We start from the raw sequence: 20,571 nt of genomic DNA on the forward strand, positions 1-20,571 counted from the left end.
CGTTGTCATCAAAGTACATGAAGCAGCCGGAGGCGAGAAGCATCAGATGCATTACACAATTCCTACAGTCCTGCAGAACCTCTACCTATGGGATGAACGTTCTCTCTCCGAGTGTGAAGAGATTGCACATTTCATCGCGGCTTTTCTCCCCCACACTTTTCAGTTTACGCGAGTGGAGGCCTATACGGTAGGTATCCAACAGCATCAAATCGCCCTCTTTGAGTGGAGAGGGACTTCTCAAGGAACCCCCTGTTTATTTGCCCTCATTCCAGGTGGTACGGTGACGCTCGGGTATGATCGAAACCAACGTCTGGTTCCTAGCGAGGAACTGGTCTGTGAGTGGCAAGAATATAATCTCGAATATCACGGAGATATGGTGACAATCGACGGGGACCTGGTGAAAGATATTCTTCCGGCGAACTATAAGGCCTTCTCTACTTATCTCGACAACCACTCACTTCCTCTCAGAACAGTTACGCTTGCACCATTCTTGATAGAGACAGTTGCTCAAGAGGCAGATCGGCTCCTCCCACCGCCTCTCGTGACCTACTTTCGCCACAAATCGGAGTGGAAAAAGGACGGCTACCTCAAGTACAGCGTTCGTGGCAAACATTGCTCCATCCCACAACGTCATGTGGCCTCCTTCCTCAAGCGAGAGGGATTTCGCCTTCCGACCTCCGATGAATGGGAATATGCATGTTCTGCTGGCTCTCGTACCTTATTCTATTGGGGCAATGGATACTTCACAACGGAAGAACCATCTGCGGTCCCCACCTCCCGCAATGCCTTTGGCCTGGAGATTGCTAATGATACCTACCAGTGGGAATATTGTAGCGATCCCGCCATGATGAGGGGCGGGGATGGAGGAGTAACTGTATGTGGCTGGGCAGGAGTGCTAGCTTCTTCCCTTCCCCTCGCCTCTGCTTATTATCTCCGGCTCAACGAAAAGCAGATCAACAACGGCGTGTACTCTCCTTGTTTTCGAAGAGTGCTCTCTCTTGCTCCACTGCTCGCGTAAATGAGGTCCCTTCCCTGCGAAGAAGGTTCCAGCACCTCCTTCAGGAAAGCACCTTTACCCTGGCTGTCCCGCTAGAGACACGATGTATTTGAGATATGTGGCAACGCGTTCTATGAGCTGGAACCTGAAACATCCTTGACATAGCGTTTCTGGTGCAGGATGACTGCAATGCGTTACCTGGAATCACTCGTGGTCATGGCAACAGTGCTCTACATGAATAAGCCCAACTCCACGTCTGAGTAGGCAGTCACAGTCATCTTGGCGAAGTGACATAACAAAGAGAGGTAAATATTTTTGGCGGAACAGGAATCTTCAATGGCAAACGAACAAAACCAGCAAAACTCTTCCCCTCAGGAGCCCAAGCCTGACAATATATCGCATCATTTTGTAGGTGTGAGAGGAGGAAATGTCAGTGGCAGTCAATCGTATAAACCTCACAGAGATGATGGGTTTCCTCTCAGAGGAGAAAAATCCCTTTCTCTCTGGGAACGTATTCTTGCCTGGTGTCGCTATGCCAACTGGTATGGTCCAGATTGGCATAGGGGGAGATATGTAGGATATTACTATGTCGATGGGCATTTGCAAGATCGCGTCTGTCTTCATAACCCGCGTGAAGGATTTGAATTTGCACCAGTGACTGAACAGCAGCTTCTTCAGATAGAAGAAGCCTATGGTTTCTTGCATCCTCCTCTGTTGCGTGATCTTTATCTCCATATTGCTAATGGCGGCTTTGGGCCAGGAACTGGACTTATTGGAAGCCCTGGTGGGTTCTGCTATTGGGTTCATCGAGGAGATGTACTCTATAATGCACTTCTCAAAGAAAAATACCTTGAAGAAGATGGAAAAGAGTGTTGTGAGCAAATGTGGCCCGAGCTCTTTTCTCCTATCCCCTTTGACCTGGAAACCTATGAGCTTTCTCATCATCAGCCCAACCTGATTTACCTTGTTGCGGGAGAGTGGCCCACCTACTTCTTGAATATATCGCAATCTGAAGGTGATGGGTATTACTATGTGCATGCCAAAACCGGACGTGTCTACCTTGTCGACAATAGCTTTGTTACCATTCCTCTGCGTGAGGGGCAAGAAGTCGTGTACGAATTGCATCGGCAAGCAGATTCCTTGGAAGAATGGTTCGAACGGTGGATTGATGGGGAACTGAAAGATCAGTTTTGGGGTGAGGCTGATGTGTAAAGTGATTTGGGCTCAATATATGATGTTCACAGAAGTTACCTCAAGAAAGAAGAATTCTTTCCTATGCCTACATTTATTCATTCGAATTCACTGCACAGCTTGATTATGTATTCGGATCTCATTTGGTATGGAAGAAAGCGACTTTTGGCAACAGCAATAATCTCCTTCTTGTTTGTTGTTGTGGCTGTGTTAAGTCTTCTGACGGGGAGTCATCCAGATGATTGGAAAGGTTGGATAATACTTATTTTCTTTGGACTAGGTTTTCTTGTTACCTTTCTTCAACTGATTTGGGGACCAATCGTTATTGCCAATGAACAGGGAATACGCATTCATCGTCATCCTTTTGCGCCGCACATTAGGCTGTATTGGTCTGAAATCTCAATGATTACTCTTTTTACAAAGAAAAACATGCGCTATGTCGGTTTTAGCCTTGCTCCCGCGTCTATTGAGTCTTTTTTGCAACATCAATCACTCTTCGCAAGGACGATTCTTGAAGGAAAATTACGTCATACACAAGCAGTTGTTATCGCCATTCCTGATATATTTATTGCATCTGTACGTTTAATTCTAGAAATAGAAAATGAATGTGCTGAGTATCTACAAGAGCACCATATTCTCATAAAGAAGGTTTTGTAGGAGGAGAGCATTTTTCCTGCGGTATTGTCACGTATATGAGGATGATCAAGGTTGAATTTTGTGCTCTTTTGTTCTATCCTCATGCCCTTCAGCTCGATACTGGGTAGCTGAGGTGGGGTGTTGTGATGTGAGATAGATAGGGGTGCCTGGCTTCCTGCTTACTAGCCGAAGTTGATGCAAGTATCAAGGCTGTGACTATATTACTTATCCGAGGCGCTTCATTAGCCTGAGATGAAGTGTTTGATGTATAAAACCTCGGTAAGAGATATCCAGGTAGCCTGAAATTTGCTTACCCTGGTGGAGATGACGAAAACTAAGAGTATTGTTTTTCTCTTCATGTTTCCTTGCTGGTAAATAAAGTGAAGAGCGAGCAGGTTTTAAGGGTCTTGGTCACTTTCGGTGGAAAAGCGCCACCACAGGAAAGAGGAAAGCGCTTGAGAGGCTGGTGGAGAGATCTATTGCTCAGCTTTTCCACCGGATTTGAACAAGACCCGGTTTTAAGGTGAAGAGTGAGCAATCGGCGCGAAGCATGAGCACTAGCGTGAAAGTGCCTGGGAAAACCGCTCCACATCTGGTGTGCTGGAATGGAGTGTTGTAAATTGAGTTTCTCGTCTCAGGCTGATTGACTGTTGGAACGCTCTATAGACCACATCCCTACAAGAGCGCTTTCTGAAAAGAGGGTTCTTTCCCCCTTGACAACAAAGAGAATCGATGGATATACTATTACCGTACACTGTTCGGAAATGGGAAGGAATGCCAAAGTGATGAGTCCTCGTGAGAAGAGGCGAGCCAGGACCAGAGAAACCATTCTGGAAGCGGCGATGCAGATTGTGATGCAGCATGGTGTCGATGCTTTATCGATGCGCGAGATAGCCGAACGCATCGATTATAGTCCATCAGGCCTCTATGAGTACTTCTCTAGCAAAGAAGAAATTATTGCTGAATTAGTGAACGAGGGCTTTGAGCGCCTGACGGCACGCATGGAACATGGTACTCAGGGAGCAACGGCGCTGTCGCGTTTACAGGAAGCTGGTAAAGTGTATATGCATTTTGCCTTACAAGAACCACAATTATACCTGATGATGTTCAATCACAGACCGCTCTCCCCATTCCCATTCACCGAAGTTGAGCAGAACACGGCCTATTCTCAATTGGTTCAAATTCTTCAGGATGGCCTCCTGTCTGGAGAGTTTCGTTCAGCAAGTGGAGCCGGTTGGCAAGAGTTAGCTTACGCCAGTTGGTCCCTCATGCATGGCTTAGCGATGTTACGGCTGACATTGATGAGCCAAGTCACAGAAGATATAGACCGTCTCCACGAAAGAGCATTTCAGGCTTTTGTCGCACAGTTGAAATAGCGTCAAAAATTTTGGGTTTTACCGTACAATGTACGGAAAGCGTTTGCTGTTCTAAAGAGAGAGCAAAAAGGAAAAGGAAATTCCTATGGCAAAGCTTATCAAAGAGCGTGTGACCGTTGCAAACGAGCAAGAGTTGGTGGTGTTTCTGATTGGCATGCGTGTCAATAATGTGTGGAAGGTGCAAAAATGGGTACCAGTAGCGGCTGCAATGACACGCATGCTGAAAGAGTTGAACGAGCATCCTGAGATGGGCTTGCTGGGTATAGAAACAACGCTGAACTTTCCCACGACACTCATGGTTCAGTACTGGCGTTCGTTCGAAGACCTGGCGGTCTACGCGGGGAACAGAGATGCGGTCCATCTGCCAGCTTGGCGGGAATTTAATCGGCAGGTTGGAAGCAATGGTGACGTGGGGATCTGGCACGAAACCTACCGCATTCCGGCTGGACACTACGAGGCTGTTTACAATAATATGCCTAAGTTTGGACTGGGAAAGGTTCTCCCTCTCATTCCAGCAATCGGACAAAGAGAGAGTGCGCGTACCCGTATGGCGGCAAAACAGAAAGCATTGCAAGGTATTCAGCAATAAACGTCAGCATCTGCTCGCAACATCCTGTGATTGACACCCTGGCCGCTGTGCATCGTTCCAGTTCGCCAGGGTTTTTATTTACAACACTCCATTCCAGCACACCAGATGTGGAGCGGTTTTCCCAGGCACTTCCACGCCAGTGCTCATGCTTCGCGCCGATTGCTCACTCTTCACCTTAAAACCTGCTCGCTCTTCGGTTCTTACACACTCTCGGCGATAAGCTCTTCAATAAAGTGATGGGTATCCCGAACTCTGAGCTTGAAACGTGAGAGAAGCCAGAAAGATAAACTCATCCTTCACCGAGAGTGTGTAAGAACCGCTCTTCACCTTATTTACCACTTGCAGGTATGTATATCCCAAGAATTTATAGATAAGGGAAGGAAAAACGTTGAACTGAACTGTTCTTAGTGCAATCTCAGGAGACCTAATGTGTAAGAGGGAGCGTCCCTCATCTTCGTTGACACAGGAACCCTGGCTCTATTGCACAACTGGTCTCTGGAATCTGCATTAGGGGGCAGTTCCGGTGGTAGTCTTCGCCATGAAGATGATGAAACACAATGATCGTACTTCACACTCTGGTGAATGCCCGAAAACACATGAGAAAGGCATATGGTGATGGTTGTTGCCAGGGTGGGCTCACACTATCACTGCACACTGTGGAGGCCTGCGAATCAGGTATCTCCTTGTTGTGCTTAAACTCTGCCTGATTGGCACAAGCCCTGTCACGCGTGAGTGACCACATGGAGAGTCGGGCGAGGTGGTGCTCCTGCCCAAATGCTAGCAGGGTACGAGCGTCATCGAGGGTGAAGATTTGATCCCCTACATCATTGCGCCCGATCATCGGAGTGATGCCGAGCATGGCCCAGGCGTGTTGTGCTGCTTCAGGATCCGTTTCTGAGAAGAAGAGGGTTTGCAGCAATGCGTGAACGGATGTTGCTGCACGCACCGCATCCTGACCCATGTCGCGGTGGAGTGGGTAGTCCCCATAGTCCATGGTCATGAAGTTGACGGTGGCAAGGTGCAGATGTTGATCTCGGGCATCGGTGAGGAGGCGTTTGACCTGGGTGAAGGTTTCCTCATCAGGAACGGTGGGATCATCCAGCCCGTAGGGCCCGACAGGGAGGGTATAGGAGATCGCGACGCCTTTGTTGCGAGGGTTGCGTTGGAGGGCTGCCAGGGCGTGATTGCGCTCCTCGATGGAATCATTATGAGCAAGGAGCGCATCTCCTTCAATATCGAGATCAATGGCGATGGCATGATAGGTATCAATCACAGATTGGTACTGCGCCTCAAGTTCTGACTCACTACAGTGTTGCGCAAGCTCGGTGTCGCTTCCTCCCCCAAAGGCAAGAATCACGTCGCCAGGGACAGGTCCTTTCCGTAGTGCTTCAATCTCCTGGCGCAGAAAACCTGTTGTTGCAGCAATGCCCGTTGTTCCCCAAACTGCATGACAATTCCCGCCGTCCATAAGGAAACCAAGCGTAAAGTATGGACTCTGCGTCTTCTCAGCCAGCGCCTCCAGGTTAAGAGAAGCATGTGGCGTTGTGATTTCAAGATAGGGGGCAAAGACGTGCGCGGGGAGGGAAGAGGGACGGGACTCCTGTTCTGCATGCGTTGTGTGCTGAGTAAAGAGTGCGAACCTGTCAGAATGCAACAGTGGTGGAATGACAATCGTGCTCGCCATCACAACAATGATCGAAACAAGAGATGCGATGAGCCATATCCTGCTTTTATGGTTTCTTCCCATTTACTACTGAAGCCTCCTCTTCCTCTCTCGTCTCGCGCTAGTCTGTATGCTCACAACTTTTTCTAGAAGCGGCACTCTATAAGATAAATCAGGGCAAATCCTTCTCTAGAGCGGGTAGGTGGTAGCGTTATCATGGCACGCCCCACATATGGAAATGCGTCTTACGCTGGTGGCATGGGAACCTACAATATATTGCCGCCCATCATAAGAACCGCGCGATGCGGGGACCCCTGGCTTGAGCCCTGACACTTATACACAAATATGCGATCTTGAGAAAGAACACGGAAGCGATGCGCTGCAGGTGCCTCGTTTTTTCCCACACGAGAGGTGACACACGTTCGCTGAAAACGTCGCTTGTCTCGCCAAACTGAAAGCACATCATTGTGCATCGATGCGCGTTTTTTTCAACACCTTTCCCTCGCATCATGCTGAGGATCTTCTGCAAACTTTCATATTTGTGTATAAGTGACAGGCTTGAGCCATGGGGAGGAGCATGGCGCGCTCCTTTCTTTTTTGCTATTTGGCACAAATATCACATATATGGTATAATTTGTGCATGGATAGAACGGTGCGGATTCAACTTCAACCGAATACAGAACAGTCCCAAGTCTTGCAGGAAACATTGGTGCAGTTTACCGTTGCCTACAATCAGGTGTGTGTCTATGGTTGGCAGCATAGCGAGAAGAACGGTGTCAGGCTTCATCATGCCACCTACTACGAGACGAAATCCTTGTGTCCTGGTCTGGTGAGTGACTTGCTCATTCAGGCTCGGGTCAAAGCCACCGAAACGCTTCGCAGTGCTTTCGCCTGGAAAGCCAAGAAGGAAGCGTCCTATCCGAAAAAGGTTGCTAACGCACAGAAACAGGGGAAACCCGTTCCTCTCTTCAAGCCTGTTCGTTGCCCTTCCTCTGAGCAGTGTGCGGTTCGTTACAATGTTCACACCTACTCCCTCAATTGGGAAACACAAACGATTCGCGTTTCGACCACGCAAGGCAAAATGACTCTTCCCTTTACCGTTCCTCATTTCAGTGAGCGATATCGTGGATGTAAAATTGCTACTGCTGACCTGATCCACCGCAAAGGAAAATGGTGGCTGCATGTCGTGGTCAATGTTCCCGAACCTGTTGTTCAAGCCAATGACACGGTTGTTGGTGTGGACTTGGGTTTGAATCGTCCTGCTGTGACTTCCAACCGTCACTTCCTTGGCTCTCGCCACTGGAAAGAGGTTGACCGCCGTACGTTCCGTCTCCGTCGCAAACTGCAGTCCAAAGGAACCACGTCTGCCAAACGGCATCTCAAAAAGCTGTCGCGGAAGCAGATGCTTTTCCACCGGGACTGTGACCATGTTCTCTCCAAACGCATCGTGCAAAGCGTCACCCCTGGAGCAACAATTGTGCTTGAGAACTTGACCAATATTCGAGAAGGCGTCCGACATCGCAAAGGTGAAGGACAACGTAAGTTGCATTCCTGGTCCTTTGCACAGTTGTACGGCTTCATTGTCTACAAAGGGCAAGAACAGGGAATGGTGGTTGAACGCATTGATCCGCGTCATACCTCGCAGACCTGTTCTCGTTGTGGGCATCAAGCACGCAACAATCGGCGTTCTCAATCGGTCTTTCACTGTCGCTCCTGTGGGTATCAACTGAATGCAGACCTCAATGCTGCATATAACATCCGAGACAAATTTTGTCTTGCTCAGGGTGGTAGACCTGTCCTGAGTGGGTCGCTGTCAGACGTCCTCTCGTCTCACGCTTCGGCGTAGGGACAAGCCCCTGGCTTTAGCCATGGGGGTATCTGACTGGCTGATGTATCAATCACAAGGTGCTTGATGTGAGGGAAGAGAGCGCAGTCTCATATGTCATGGCTGGACTCTCCTCTCCCTCGTCGTCAAAGAGACTGCTATTGCTCCATCAAACTTCGCTTGACAGATTTGGCGAGAGACGAAAAGCCAAATTGAGCCAGGATTCTGCGTCAAATGAAGCTTGATGGAGCACTATGAATCAGCCACTCCTGTGCGTTGCCACTTCTGCCAGGTGACCTCGCGTTTCCGATAGAATGTCCAGAGCGCCTTAAACAGGGAGTGAAGCTCCACAAAGGTCACCAGGTGGAAAAAGAACCAGACCAGCGGGGCCAGAAGAAAGAAGGACGGTTTGCGAAACGCTTTCTCTTCACTAAATTGCAGCACGAAGGTAATCGCCACCACAAAAATGGTCGCAAGCAGCACGGAAAAGTCATGGGTCAGCGCAGAGAGCAGGTAGAGCAAGAGCGTAAAGATCGCCCCCAGGATGGACTCAATGTCTTCGAGAATGACCAGGGGCAAGACAATCCAGAAAAAAGGCTTATTGATTCCTTGTTGTCTGCCAAAGAAGAAGCGCCGATGCATCTGGAAAGCTTCGAGCCGCCCCCGTTTCCAGCGGAGCCGCTGCTTTAACAGTCCGTTTAGGCTCGTAGGCCCTTCCGTGTGAACGATGGCTTCGGGAACATACACAATTTTCATCCCTGCTTCCTGAATACGCAAGGAGAAGTCCATGTCCTCCGTCAGTGTTCCGGTATGGTAGCCTCCCAACCGGACAAACACCTCTTTGCGAAAGGCACTGGCTGCACCCCCAATGACAAACACCACGCCAAGGAGCGCTTCCGCTTTTTTGAGATGAAAGCCAAACATATATTCGAGTCCCTGAATGGTGCCGAGCAGGGTTTTGGTGTTCCCAACCTTGATATTACCTGCTGCGGCCATCACGTGCGGGTCGGCGAAATAAGAGACAAAGTGTTCAATCGCCTCTGCATGGATAACCGAATCAGCATCAAATGTGACGATAATCTCACCATGAGCAAGTCCAATCCCGGTATTGAGTGCTGATCCTTTGCCTCCATTGTGTTGATAGTGGTAGACGATGGGGACGTACCGCTCACTGCCCTGCATGGTTCGTTCGTATTTCTCCAGAAAGGCACGCATGCGTGCATCTGAGCTATCGGTCGAGCCGTCATTGACCACCACAATCTCCAGGGGGCGGTAGGTGCTGGCAAGAATGGTTTTAATGGTTGGTACCAGCCCTACCTCCTCATTCCACGCAGGCACGATCGCAGAGACCAGGGGGCGGTACGTCGCGACAGGGAGACGCCGTTTTTTCTGTGTCCACACAGAGGAGTACCAAGGAGAAAGCACCAGAAAGAGCGTTGATTTGAGGACCCAGCTGGTTCCTACCGTGATCATCGCAGCGTTCAAGATGGAAAAGAAGGGAAGATGCTGCTCCTCCATGTGACCTGGTGACACGATGAAGAGGGCGAGCATGGTGAGGATGATCCCGTAGAGGAACAGGGGGAGTACACGTTTCATGAGCGCACTCCTTGCTGCTCACTCCGTAGCGCTTTGAGATAGGTCATCGTATCATCTTTAATGAGTGTGAGGTGGCGTGTCTCTGCGGCTTCTTGCCTGGCTGAGCTGCTTCTCCGATCTCGCTGCAAATGAATGCTTGTCAAGAAGATGTGTTGTCGCAGATGTGTGACGCGTTTCACCTGAACATGGATCAGATGTGAGGCGGTGAGCAGGATGACAATCGCCGCTGCAATTTTGATGACGGGGTAAGGAACATATATCATGAGGGCCAGCATGGCGGCAAGAAAGGAAAGCCCTGCCAGGAGAAGCAGGAAGGTCACAAACGCCGTCGTCCTGACATAGCGTGCCCGTCTTTTGCTCAACGTACGCAGTGAGACCGTCTGGCTGAGCAGAGGATCCGTCTCTCCACGCGCTTTGGCCAAGACCGCCTGGCTTACAGCAGGGTATTCTCTTTGTATGAGCGCAGAGTCGATACCTGAGGTCATTGCTTGTCGAACACTTCTTGACACGGAGAGCATGGGCAACGTAGGTGCAAGTGGTTGTTGTGGGGAAAGTACGCGTTGAGACGCATTCGGACGAGGAGGAATTGCCACATGGCTTACTCTATTGAACATGTCAGGCCACTGCGTATTGGTCGTAGGCTGAGAGACGTGCGCGTCGCGTGACGTGTCTGGTGTTGATGCAGAGGGGATGTCTATTGTTGCTCCATTGAGCCTTGTTGTAGGTGTGCTCTCTGCCGGCAACGGACCCTGTCGGCGTGATGGGAGCGCTATTGGGGGAATCGAAGAAGTGATAGATCGTCGTAATTGATTTTGAGAAAAAGATGTTTGCATAAGATTGGTTCTCGCTTTCATCATCACCACATACATTTTTATGATAGGTATATATCTATCTATAATAACGACCAATTTGAAGAAAGTAAAGCTTGTGCTTATTCATCCAGGCTTAAATTTTCTTTCATATTGTGCTTCTGAGCTTGATAAAAGAGGAAGATATACTCATTTCTTGTGTAAAATGATGTAAATCATGTCATATTACTTTTTGGCAGATAATTTGGCATATTCCAATATTTGGACAATAATGGAAGCCAGTATGGTTGAATATGTTTTTAACAATGCAAATGTATGTGCTATCTAAAAAAAACAGTGTATGTGGAAGGTAGGTCTTTTCTATGTGGTGGCAAATACAAAAAAAGAAACATATCATTGGACTTTCCCTGGGGATACTGGTCATTTTGGCGGGGTCACTTCTGTTCTTTTTCCACACGACGGTACGAGCCCAGAGTGGGAACCTCCTTCAGAATGCCTCGCTTGAGACGGCTGATACGACGGGAACAACTCCCGCCCACTGGCAGAGTGGCCACTGGGGGACCAATACCGTCACCTTTACTTATCAAACCAATGGATATGATGGATCACGTAGCGTGTCTGTTGATATGAGTTCCTATTCTGATGGAGATGCCAAGTGGTATGCAGACCCGGTCACAGTGACGCCACAGACAACTTATCTCTTTCAGGATAGGTATAAAGCATCGGTGACGACCTCACTGGTAGCCTGGATCATTAATACAGATGGGACCTCGCAGTACCTGCCTCTGGGAGACCTCGCAGCCAGCACCGATTGGCAACAGGCACAGGCGACCTTTGTCACCCCAACAAACGCGCAGCGTCTCACAGTCTTTCATGTCCTTGGTGCGGTCGGCACGCTCCAAACGGATGCATATCTGCTAGAGGAAACGACCCCTTTGGACGTGACCGATCATGTCCCCAATAATTCACTAGAGCAGCCTTCGGATGAGGATCCCGCAATGCCAGTTGGGTGGCAAACGGATCATTGGGGAACCAATACCGCGACCTTTCGTTACTTACAGAGCGGGCATACTGGTACTCATAGCGTGAAGACGGAAATCACGACGTACACGGATGGGGATGCCAAGTGGTATTACACGCCTCAACTGGTGGACCCGGAGACCTTCTATACCTTTTCTGATTATTATCAGGCAACGACGCAGAGCCGGGTGATTGTCCAGATCACCAAAACGGATGGGTCCACAGAATACATCAACCTTCACTATGCTGAACCTGCATCCACCTGGACACCGTATACCGATACCTTCTTTACCCCGCCAGGGACACAAACGATGACGGTGTTCCACCTCATTGCGCATGTGGGATATGTAATCACGGATGACTATCACGTGACGCCCTATACGCCACAGGGGCTGACCCGTGGGCTGGTGAGCCTCACCTTTGATGATGGTTGGAGCAGCCAATATAGCAATGCCTTTTCTCTGCTCAAGAAATATCACGATCCTGCCACGTTTTACTTGATCTCAGGCAAACTGAACACATCGGGGTATATGACATCGCGAGAGGCGCTCAACCTCTCTCAGGCTGGCAATGAGGTGGGATCGCATACGGTCACCCATCCTGATCTGACCACCCTGAATGCGACGGCCCTTCGTAAAGAACTGAAGAATTCGCAGCAGGCGCTCCAGCCAACCTATGGATCTGTGCAGGACTTTGCCAGTCCCTATGGGAGATATAACAGTCAGGTGATCAACGCCATTGAGCAGTATTACCGTTCTCATCGGTCAACGGATGCCGGGTTCAATGCGAAAGATCACTTTGATCGCTACAATATTCGAACCCAAAGTATTCAGGTGACCACGACGCTTGAGGAGATCACTGCCTGGATCAAGGCGGCGCAACAAACAAAAACCTGGTTGGTGCTGGTGTTTCACCAGGTGGATACCTCTGGTGAATCGGAGAGTATGACTCCGCAATTATTCAATGCGCTCTTGGATGTCCTGGCTACCCAGAAGATGCCTGTGGTCACGATGGATCAAGCTCTGAATGAGATGATGGCGCAACTCTAGAAGCGTGGGGGCTCGGCTCAACAGTCTTGTGGCTATGAAACCGTGAGAATTTCTTCCCAACGAGTCGTAGCTCTTTGAGAGCGTCGCGTTTGCTTCATAAACCAGGCTTTGCGTCCTGCTTGTGTACCAAAGTGCAGCGTGTTGCGCCCGCAGTATCTGTTGATCTCGTCAACGGTGGTCATCAACTGCATCTGCCTGGCGAAGGCCTCGGGCGAAAAGATGCCAAAAAGATCGCGTTGGACTACATAGTGTGGGCGAATCTGCGTTAGATAAATGCCTGTCCGCTTATACTGGTAGCCAGGTCGATAGATGGTGTGCAGGAGTGCCAGCGCCAGATCAAGAAGGTCAGGCGTAAAAGCGCTTGCAAATGGCAGGGGAGCAGATGCATTCATGGCATATTGCGGAATTTGCTTCGCAAATGGATTCGTTTGAAGAAAGACGTGTATCTGAGCGGTCAGCGAGTGTTGCTTGCGCGGCGTTTCGGCAGCGCTCGCTGTGTAGGTTGAAAGCGCCTCTTCCAATTCGCCCAGCTCCTCCACAGGTCGCCCAAATGCAAGCGAGACCATGATTCCTTTTTTGGGCTTGGCGTATATCTGGATCGGTAGACAGGAAACACCTTGCAGTTCGAGAACGGCCCGCTGCGCCGTCACATTCAAATAGTGCCGTATCCAGGCATGATTGGCCTGTTTCAAGGTTCTCGCACTGTAGATCCCTCTCGCTCTGAGCTTTTTACTCAGTTGAGGGCTAATGCCCCAGATGTCCTCCACATGGATCCCGGCCAGCCAGGCGTCAAGCTCTTCCTCTGGCCAGGGCAGCATATTTAGGACACCATCAAATATGCCATGGCGCTTCACCAATTCACACGCAACTTTACTCAACGTGTTGGTGGACGCGATACCAACCGAGACAGGAATGCCCGTCTCTTGCAAAACACGTTATCGGATCTGTTGACCGTACTGGCCAAGTTTGTCGTAAGTACATGATCTAGACTGAGCCAGGCTTCGTCGATGGTTATGGGTAGGATAGAAAGAGGTCGTCAGGAATGTACACAACGTTGTTTTGGAGACTCCCAACCCACGTCGCGTACCTTTCGGAAACAACGCATTGCCGAGAAAAATTCGTAATATTTGAAAGCAAAGTCTGCTCTTTCTGCTTGTTGAGCGACTCCTCACGGCAACACTTTGGGGCAATCATTGCAAATTAAACAGAAATAGCGTATGCTTCTATGGAGAAAAAGCGAGTTATCCGTATTCAGCAGCCAGGAGAGGGATATGCCTGACCAGCGCTAACACCCGCTAGTGAATGTGACTGAAGTGCAATGCTGTTGCATCCAGACAACAGTTCTCTTGCTTTGTCCAGCATTCTGAGTAGTGTGTTAGCAACGTCACGATGAAGGCATCCCATCTCTTACGATCCTCATTCCCCTCCACATGCCGAGAGCCTTTTTCCTGCACGTTGTCTCACCTGTTTTCTCATGCAACGCATGCGCTTTTCTGTTCATGTCTCTGGCATCTGACTTGCTTCATGATCAATCGATGCAGAACAGTGAAAGGGTTTTGTATGGAAGCTCAACAAACACAGATCAGTCCGCGCATTACCTCGTTACAGCAGCAGATTCTCTCCGGAAATACTGCTGCGCTTCTCGCATTTTGGCAAGAAATGACACAACAGGGGACACCTCTGATGGAAGCCATTGAAGGAGATAACAAGCATGCTCTGGTCACGTTTCTCTGGCGAGACAGCGGAGACACACACAACGTCGTGATTTGGGGTGGGCCAGCAGGATTAGACCACCCAGAGGATCATCAGATGACGCGCTTGTTGAATACTGATCTCTGGTACAAAACGTACCGGCTTCAAACCGATTTGCGCGGGGTCTATACCTTCTCCATCAATGATTCTTTGACCAATCAGGAGCGTGGAGGTTTCGGCACACGTTTTCTCCCTGATCCGCTCAACCCCAAGCAGTTTGTGGCTCACAAAGACGAAGGGAAACCTGATTCACAAGAGGTTGTCTTCTCTGTTCTTGAGTTACCCAACGCTCCTGCTCAGACCTGGATTGTGCCTCACTCTGACGGAGCGAAGGGCAAGCTTTATGCCCATCGATTGCGCAGCCAGATCCTCGATAATGAACGCCGCATTTGGGTTTATACTCCTGCCGATTACACAGAGAGGAGCGAACCATACCATCTCTTGCTCCTCTTTGACGGATGGATCTACATTGACCTCATCCCGACGCCAACCATTCTGGACAATCTTGTGCGAGAAGAGAAGATCTCCCCGTTGGTCGCGGTCTTCATTGATGACCCAGAGGATGAGACGCGGAACCGCGAGTTGCCCTGTCATCAGCCTTTTGTCGATTTTCTCACCCAGGAACTGATGCCGTGGGTTCATGAGCACTATCATGTTACTGCTGATTTCGCCCAGACGATTGTTGGCGGCTGTAGCTATGGCGGATTAGCAGCCGCTTTCGCCGGGTTACGCGCCTCAGAAACCTTTGGCAATGTGCTTTCGCAATCTGGCTCGTTCTGGTGGGATAAAGACCCCGACGACGGTATTCAACAAGAGTGGATTATCCAACAGTTTATCGCGAGCCCTCGCCTCCCTCTTCGTTTCTATCTGGAGGTTGGCTTGAAGGAGGATTTGGGATGGATTTACATGGTTGGCTGCAATCGGCATTTGCGCGATGTGTTACGCCTCAAAGGGTATGAGGTACATTATGCCGAGTTTAACGGGTATCACCATAACGTTTCCCATCGCGGCTCACTAGCAGATGGATTGTTAGCACTTGTGGGCAAGGAACCAGAGATAGAAGCGAGGGATGGGGCAATTGATCGTTGACACACCTTTGGATGGGGACGATGAACAGAGCCTCGTTTCTCACCTCATGCACAGGTTCTCTCCTCAGTAAACGCTCTCATCTCTGGTTCTCAGAGAGATTGGCTAAAAGGTTTGCTGCTTCCTCATCTTTGAGGCGAGGTGGCAAACCTTTCAGTCAAAGCTGGTGTTGGCCCACTTTGGAGGAGGCTGGAAAGAGGGAGATTGATTCACTACACACGGTGAGGTCGAATGCGTTATACATGTGAAAGTCGTGTTATACTCATCCCATTTCATTGATGACAGTGAGCATATAGAACCTCATGATGTAGAAGAAATGCTGAGTGACATCCATGAATTGTTAAGAAAAAGGGAATAGTGGTCGCAATCTCATAAGGTTTGTGGCCAAAGAGGAAGAGGTTGAAGTGATACCCTATCACTTCAACCTCTTCCTCTTTGGCTGGAGTATGCATCTACGAGTGGTAACATCCTCGTGAAGGATATTTTCTCTTCAAAGCCTATCTTGATTCAAGAAGAGGAAAGACTCTCTGCTGTTTTGGTTTCTCCGAAATTGGAACAGACTCATGCCTACTTTTGAGCGCCCTCGGAAAGCGTCGCGTAAGTGGAGGAAGCGCGAGCAGCACCTTTCCAAGAGCGTAGGATGTTCACTCACACAAAGGAAGGCCATCGCCCTCTCTATCACCTTGTAAACAGAGAGAGCGATGGCTTTTTCTGTGATTTCGAGGCTATCGATGGTTATCCCTTTAAGACGGTTTCTTCAATGAAGGTGCGCAACTGGGATTCATATTCCTGAGCATTTGCATTCCAGCATTGGGTATGTTCTGCATCAGGAACACGAACATATGTGATAGAGGGGTGGATCGACGCGAATATATCACTTAAGGCTATGGGCGCGCTCGTATCATCCATGCCATGAAAGAGCAGTGTTGGAATGTGGCGAGGTGGTTGTGTGAGGAGATTGAGTGCCTCAAAGTTGATATGTGTGCGCCTTGAGATAATGACCTCTGCTCCTCTGGCAATGAAGGATGGGAGTTTGTTCTTTCTGGTTTGGCTCTCGATCGTGGCCCGCCAATCAAGCACCGGTGAGTCGAGGATCACTGCGTGAATATGGTCAGCATAGGATGAGCGAGCCAGGAAGACTTCGACCATGGTTCCTCCCATGGAGATGCCATAGAGGAGAATGCTTTGTGCCCCCTGGGTCAAGGCATACTTGACGCTCGCTTCCACATCTTCCCACTCCGTCTCTCCCAGATGTGATAGCCCATCAGTGCTTGCTGGAGCGTTGGTATCATTGCGGTACGTAATATCTAAAATGGGGAACCCCAGGTTGGCCAGTGTTTGAAACGCACGTAGCCCTTGTTCTTGTGTGCCCGTTGTGCCATGGACGAGAATGACCCAAATTGGCTGCTGCCCAGGAACAAACCATGCCGGCATCGCGCCGAGAGGGGTAGGAACGGACACCTCATCGATGGTGAGGTGGAGTTGCTCTTGGAGTTTCCCTCCGTAGACCGTTGTGTTCCAGGCGACGTTGGTCTGAGGGGTGAGCGTTCCTGCTACTTGAAGAAGCTTTCGGGTAACCGTCCTGGCATCAGAGGAGAGAATAGGTCCCACAATGGCCTGTCCTTCTGGACCCCGAATACCAAACACCCCTGGCCGTCTGGTATTCTTTGTGCTTTGCAACGTAATTGCCTCCGCATTGACATCCACGAGAGGGATAGTGAAAGCGGTCGATGCATTGGTTGTGCGATGGAGCAGCCGGTGCGCAATATACCAACTCAAACCGACACAGAGGCCCACTAGCAGAAGAAGGATGAGAAGAAGAACACATACGAGTAACGTCAACATGATCAATCCTTTCGCAATGGAATAGGGATGGAAAAAAAGAATAATATTTGATACTAATGGAAGCTCTCCCATTAGTATGCGCTGAGTTCTTGGTATGCACCGAGTTCTTTGTTCTCGCTGAGCGCAGATACCGACCGACCATCCTGCGATGGAGCGAGTTGCGCAAAATACTCCAAGAGCAATCGGTGCGTGAACATGTAACCCCCTCCAACGTTGCGCATCAATGCAAGGTTGGTGACACAATTGAGAAAGTCCACGTAGTTCCTGGGAATTCGATTCCACTTCCAGAGATACCAGCGGAGCGTATAGTGTTCTATCCATGCAATACCACCATGGGCGATGGTAAAGATGACGAAGAGCACGACCGCAATCATCACCGCAAAGGCTTTCGCCATCACTGGCCAGGTTGAAAGTTGTCCAAGAAGGCCAAAACCGATGCCAGTAGCGAGACCGCTGGCAATTCCTCCAATTGGAGCAAATATACAAGCTCCAATCAGTGCATTGCGTCCCGAACGAGCGATGCCTTCATTCGGGATCGTATGCTGGTCATCTGCGAGAATATCACTTGACCAGCCACTTTGAAGCATGCTGGTTAACATACCTGCAATGCCAACAATGAGGCCACTGATGGTTCCGAAAACCAGCCCGTAGTGGAGTCCATAAGCAGGATCGGCAAAAAAGAGGCTCGTGATCCCGGCGATGATCACGCCTACGCTCACGAGTGTGACGAGTGCAACCAGGAGACTTTTTTTGATAGTGTTTCCCATATCCTGGGCCATCTGTTTCCAGGACCAGGCGACAGTCTCAGCTGGTTGAATCGTTTTTCCCAACGAAGCGAAGAGACGGGTTCCCCCACCAAAGCCAAACGCCAGGAAATAGAAGAGCGCTGCGATGAAACTGTAAATGATGGTGGACTGGTGATTGACCTGGAGGAGAAGTTCGACGATGGCGAAGCTGAGTCCTCCTCCAGTTCCAAAGATCAGACCGTCAACAAGTCGATCTTTAAATGACACCTTTTCTGGTGGTTCTTCTTGCTGGTGGCGTAATCCATCTCCTAATCCACTGAGGAGTCCAATGAGCATGGCCAGGAAGAAGCCAATTCCCAGGCCATAGGAGATTCCATGCATAAGGCCACCAAGAGCGGTAAACAAGGCAATGGAGAACGGACTGATGATGAGGCCAAACTTCAATCCAGTGCGTAGCCCAGTTCTCAACCCATGCCAGATGGCGCGAAGGGTCAGCGTTGGGAGAGAGGGACTTCCCACCAGGATGGAAACCAACCAGATCACGATACTCAGAATGAGAATAAGACTGGCTCCCCCTTGACTTCCCCCTCCAATGCCTGGTGCCATCCATCCAAGCATGCTATTGCCTGTTCCACCGCCAAATAGCCCCAGGATCCCATTGCCAGAGCCTACCACCCCATTCTTCAGCCCTCCTTTCAACCACGCTGCCAGGGCACCTCCGACGATGCATTGGATGCTGGTGACGAGACGAATGACGGTTCGCTGATAATGATGTTGCTCGCGGTTGTTTTCTAGCCAATCGGGTTGAAGGCGCTCGATATAGAATTCTGTCTGGTTGCGTACTTGCAAATGCCGCGCCAGCCACGTCAAATACTGTTTGATGTGTACGCTGGTGTACGTCTTTGTAGTGGCGCCTCCTCGCTCTATCAAGCGCTCAACATATTTCGCAAAGATTCTATTTCGTTGGATATGAAATGAGCCATCAGTCAGGACCTCCTCCATCGGTACGCCCTGGTAGGCAATGGCCAAGGTATTGAGCATTAAAGGGGTGGAGGCCATTTCTCGGAGTGCAGCGTCACGTTGGAGCGCCAGGCGAAGGATGGCAAGATCCTGGCCCGCCAGAGCCACAAATTCGTCTATCTGCTCAGTGGTCAATGCATTGACCACCACCGCCTTATTTAAGGCAAGACGAGCTGGTTGTGCCATATAATCTGCAGAACGGCAACAGACCACGACCGGCGCCAATCCATATTTTTGCCGGTAGGTGTTAATCTCCTGAATACATGCTGTCCGGTATTCAGGCGTAACGTCATCCAATCCGTCCAGCAGGAGCGCGATCTGCTCCGCTTCAATCCATATTTGAGCAAGTTTGGGTGAAATTCGATATTTGGTATTGATTTCTTCGACCAGCCATTTTTCCAGGGGAAGCTGTCTCTCGGCCCACGATGCCAGATTGAAATAGATTGGAAGAGGATATCGTTCATAGTGCCTGGCGCGTGCAATTTCATGGCGTGCCAGTTCAAGGAGCAGGGTTGTCTTGCCTGAACCAGGCTCACCAAGAATGAGCAGTTCTCCATCCGCCTGGTCATACACTTGGGTAATCCTGGTTCCAGGGGGCAACGAATGTGATGGCAAGGGAGACTTCTGAAATACCTCTTGCCATGGGTCTTCAAGCAAATCTGGTCGTTCTTGTAACGGTACAACGAGGAGGGTTAAACGATAGAGCGATTCTTCAAAAACGCCCTTGATCCAGCGCTCGTGAACACGGGTGAGCATGCGTTGACGGTTCACATCTTCGTATGCATACGCGAATATGTTTCGGCGAACCGCTCGTGGTTGTTCCTCCTCCTGCACTGAGGCAACATCCCGCACTCGTTCTGAAGCCCCTTCTGGTAATACTCTATCTTCTTCAGCAGTAGAGAGCACCACAGTCAAAGGGACGTGATCTTGCTGGGTCGAAGCGTGGAGGGATCCACCATCGAGCGGAGGTAAGCCAAGTTCCTCTGGAGACTTTCCTAAGATCTCACATAAGCGTTTGCGAACGCCTGGCTGCGGAGCGCGTTCCCCCCGTTCCCAACTGCTGACGGTTTGAACAGCGACATGAAGCTTCTCAGCAAGATGAACCTGAGTCAGACCTCGTTCTCTTCTTGCTTTCTTGAGGAAGGTATTCGGACTCATAACGCATCCCTGCAATAACTAAGAAGACATTGTACAACAATGTCTGGAAATACACGATTGCCGTCCTTGCAATCTACAAATATTCAAAATCACACATTGATAGTAGCACAGCTTTTGTTATTAGACAAGGTTCAAGCACTTTGAAGCCATGAGAAGCCGTACTGTATGAGTTTTGTATGAGTTTTGTATGGGTGCTGTCGGTTCTTTTTTTAC

The 20,571-nt window shown here is 49.7% G+C and carries 14 protein-coding genes; 8 read left to right on the forward strand and 6 right to left on the reverse strand.

What is annotated here, in order from left to right; genetic code table 11:
* Positions 1-46: 46 nt before the first annotated feature.
* The 5 genes from KTE_RS35320 (at position 47) to KTE_RS35340 (ending at position 4,789) form a co-directional block, all read left to right on the forward strand.
* Positions 47-1,018, forward strand: coding sequence for an SUMF1/EgtB/PvdO family nonheme iron enzyme (locus KTE_RS35320; protein WP_201390088.1), 972 nt, complete (start codon positions 47-49; stop codon positions 1,016-1,018).
* 294 nt (positions 1,019-1,312) lie between these two features.
* Positions 1,313-2,209 (forward strand): SMI1/KNR4 family protein, encoded by an 897-nt coding sequence (locus KTE_RS35325; RefSeq protein ID WP_201390090.1) that lies wholly within the window; start codon positions 1,313-1,315, stop codon positions 2,207-2,209.
* A gap of 63 nt (positions 2,210-2,272) precedes the next feature.
* The gene (locus KTE_RS35330) at positions 2,273-2,845 is read left to right on the forward strand and encodes an STM3941 family protein (RefSeq protein WP_201390092.1); all 573 of its coding nucleotides are present in this window, start codon (positions 2,273-2,275) and stop codon (positions 2,843-2,845) included.
* A gap of 764 nt (positions 2,846-3,609) precedes the next feature.
* Positions 3,610-4,200 carry a TetR/AcrR family transcriptional regulator gene (locus KTE_RS35335; RefSeq protein ID WP_201377747.1) on the forward strand — a complete coding sequence of 197 codons (591 nt, stop codon included), beginning with the start codon at positions 3,610-3,612 and terminating at the stop codon, positions 4,198-4,200.
* An 85-nt stretch (positions 4,201-4,285) separates the two neighbouring features.
* Entirely contained in the window at positions 4,286-4,789 is a 504-nt protein-coding gene (locus tag KTE_RS35340) for a DUF4188 domain-containing protein (RefSeq protein ID WP_201390094.1), read from the forward strand.
* Between the two features lie 568 nt (positions 4,790-5,357).
* On the opposite strand, the gene KTE_RS35345 is transcribed toward KTE_RS35340, so the two are convergent.
* Positions 5,358-6,536: a chitinase gene (locus KTE_RS35345; RefSeq protein WP_201390096.1), complete on the reverse strand. Its 1,179-nt coding sequence runs from the start codon at positions 6,534-6,536 to the stop codon at positions 5,358-5,360.
* A gap of 556 nt (positions 6,537-7,092) precedes the next feature.
* Between KTE_RS35345 and KTE_RS35350 the strand changes: the two genes are divergently transcribed.
* Positions 7,093-8,298 carry an RNA-guided endonuclease TnpB family protein gene (locus KTE_RS35350; RefSeq protein ID WP_201390098.1) on the forward strand — a complete coding sequence of 402 codons (1,206 nt, stop codon included), beginning with the start codon at positions 7,093-7,095 and terminating at the stop codon, positions 8,296-8,298.
* 231 nt (positions 8,299-8,529) lie between these two features.
* Here the strand turns inward: KTE_RS35350 and KTE_RS35355 are convergent, their stop codons facing one another.
* A complete protein-coding gene (locus tag KTE_RS35355; RefSeq protein WP_201390100.1) occupies positions 8,530-9,873 on the reverse strand; it encodes a glycosyltransferase family 2 protein in 1,344 nt (447 codons plus the stop codon).
* Positions 9,870-10,358, reverse strand: a complete 489-nt coding sequence (locus KTE_RS35360; RefSeq protein ID WP_201390102.1) for a hypothetical protein — start codon at positions 10,356-10,358, stop codon at positions 9,870-9,872. The genes KTE_RS35355 and KTE_RS35360 overlap by 4 nt, the downstream gene beginning before the upstream one ends.
* A gap of 686 nt (positions 10,359-11,044) precedes the next feature.
* Between KTE_RS35360 and KTE_RS35365 the strand changes: the two genes are divergently transcribed.
* The gene (locus tag KTE_RS35365) at positions 11,045-12,751 is read left to right on the forward strand and encodes a polysaccharide deacetylase family protein (RefSeq protein WP_201390110.1); all 1,707 of its coding nucleotides are present in this window, start codon (positions 11,045-11,047) and stop codon (positions 12,749-12,751) included.
* 32 nt (positions 12,752-12,783) lie between these two features.
* Here the strand turns inward: KTE_RS35365 and KTE_RS35370 are convergent, their stop codons facing one another.
* Positions 12,784-13,569: a DUF4113 domain-containing protein gene (locus KTE_RS35370; protein WP_201390112.1), complete on the reverse strand. Its 786-nt coding sequence runs from the start codon at positions 13,567-13,569 to the stop codon at positions 12,784-12,786.
* A gap of 742 nt (positions 13,570-14,311) precedes the next feature.
* Between KTE_RS35370 and fes the strand changes: the two genes are divergently transcribed.
* Positions 14,312-15,592, forward strand: a complete 1,281-nt coding sequence (gene fes / locus KTE_RS35375) for an enterochelin esterase (RefSeq protein ID WP_201390113.1) — start codon at positions 14,312-14,314, stop codon at positions 15,590-15,592.
* Positions 15,593-16,324: 732 nt separating this feature from the next.
* On the opposite strand, the gene KTE_RS35380 is transcribed toward fes, so the two are convergent.
* The gene (locus KTE_RS35380; RefSeq protein ID WP_201390114.1) at positions 16,325-17,434 is read right to left on the reverse strand and encodes a S9 family peptidase; all 1,110 of its coding nucleotides are present in this window, start codon (positions 17,432-17,434) and stop codon (positions 16,325-16,327) included.
* Positions 17,435-17,505: 71 nt separating this feature from the next.
* Positions 17,506-20,358, reverse strand: coding sequence for a helix-turn-helix domain-containing protein (locus KTE_RS35385; RefSeq protein ID WP_201390115.1), 2,853 nt, complete (start codon positions 20,356-20,358; stop codon positions 17,506-17,508).
* Positions 20,359-20,571 lie beyond the last annotated feature (213 nt).

The sequence above is a fragment of the Ktedonobacter sp. SOSP1-85 genome (assembly GCF_016587415.1).
Lineage (GTDB): Bacteria > Chloroflexota > Ktedonobacteria > Ktedonobacterales > Ktedonobacteraceae > Ktedonobacter.

Bases quoted from the DNA above. Each gene is read 5' to 3' on its own strand.
- KTE_RS35320 (WP_201390088.1), top strand. From the start codon at position 47: ATGCATTACACAATTCCTACAGTCCTGCAGAACCTCTACCTATGGGAT.
- KTE_RS35330 (WP_201390092.1), top strand. From the start codon at position 2,273: ATGCCTACATTTATTCATTCGAATTCACTGCACAGCTTGATTATGTAT.
- KTE_RS35335 (WP_201377747.1), top strand. From the start codon at position 3,610: ATGAGTCCTCGTGAGAAGAGGCGAGCCAGGACCAGAGAAACCATTCTG.
- KTE_RS35340 (WP_201390094.1), top strand. From the start codon at position 4,286: ATGGCAAAGCTTATCAAAGAGCGTGTGACCGTTGCAAACGAGCAAGAG.
- KTE_RS35345 (WP_201390096.1), bottom strand. From the start codon at position 6,536: ATGGGAAGAAACCATAAAAGCAGGATATGGCTCATCGCATCTCTTGTT.
- KTE_RS35350 (WP_201390098.1), top strand. From the start codon at position 7,093: ATGGATAGAACGGTGCGGATTCAACTTCAACCGAATACAGAACAGTCC.
- KTE_RS35355 (WP_201390100.1), bottom strand. From the start codon at position 9,873: ATGAAACGTGTACTCCCCCTGTTCCTCTACGGGATCATCCTCACCATG.
- KTE_RS35360 (WP_201390102.1), bottom strand. From the start codon at position 10,358: ATGACCTCAGGTATCGACTCTGCGCTCATACAAAGAGAATACCCTGCT.
- KTE_RS35365 (WP_201390110.1), top strand. From the start codon at position 11,045: ATGTGGTGGCAAATACAAAAAAAGAAACATATCATTGGACTTTCCCTG.
- KTE_RS35370 (WP_201390112.1), bottom strand. From the start codon at position 13,569: ATGCTGCCCTGGCCAGAGGAAGAGCTTGACGCCTGGCTGGCCGGGATC.
- fes (WP_201390113.1), top strand. From the start codon at position 14,312: ATGGAAGCTCAACAAACACAGATCAGTCCGCGCATTACCTCGTTACAG.
- KTE_RS35380 (WP_201390114.1), bottom strand. From the start codon at position 17,434: ATGTTGACGTTACTCGTATGTGTTCTTCTTCTCATCCTTCTTCTGCTA.
- KTE_RS35385 (WP_201390115.1), bottom strand. From the start codon at position 20,358: ATGAGTCCGAATACCTTCCTCAAGAAAGCAAGAAGAGAACGAGGTCTG.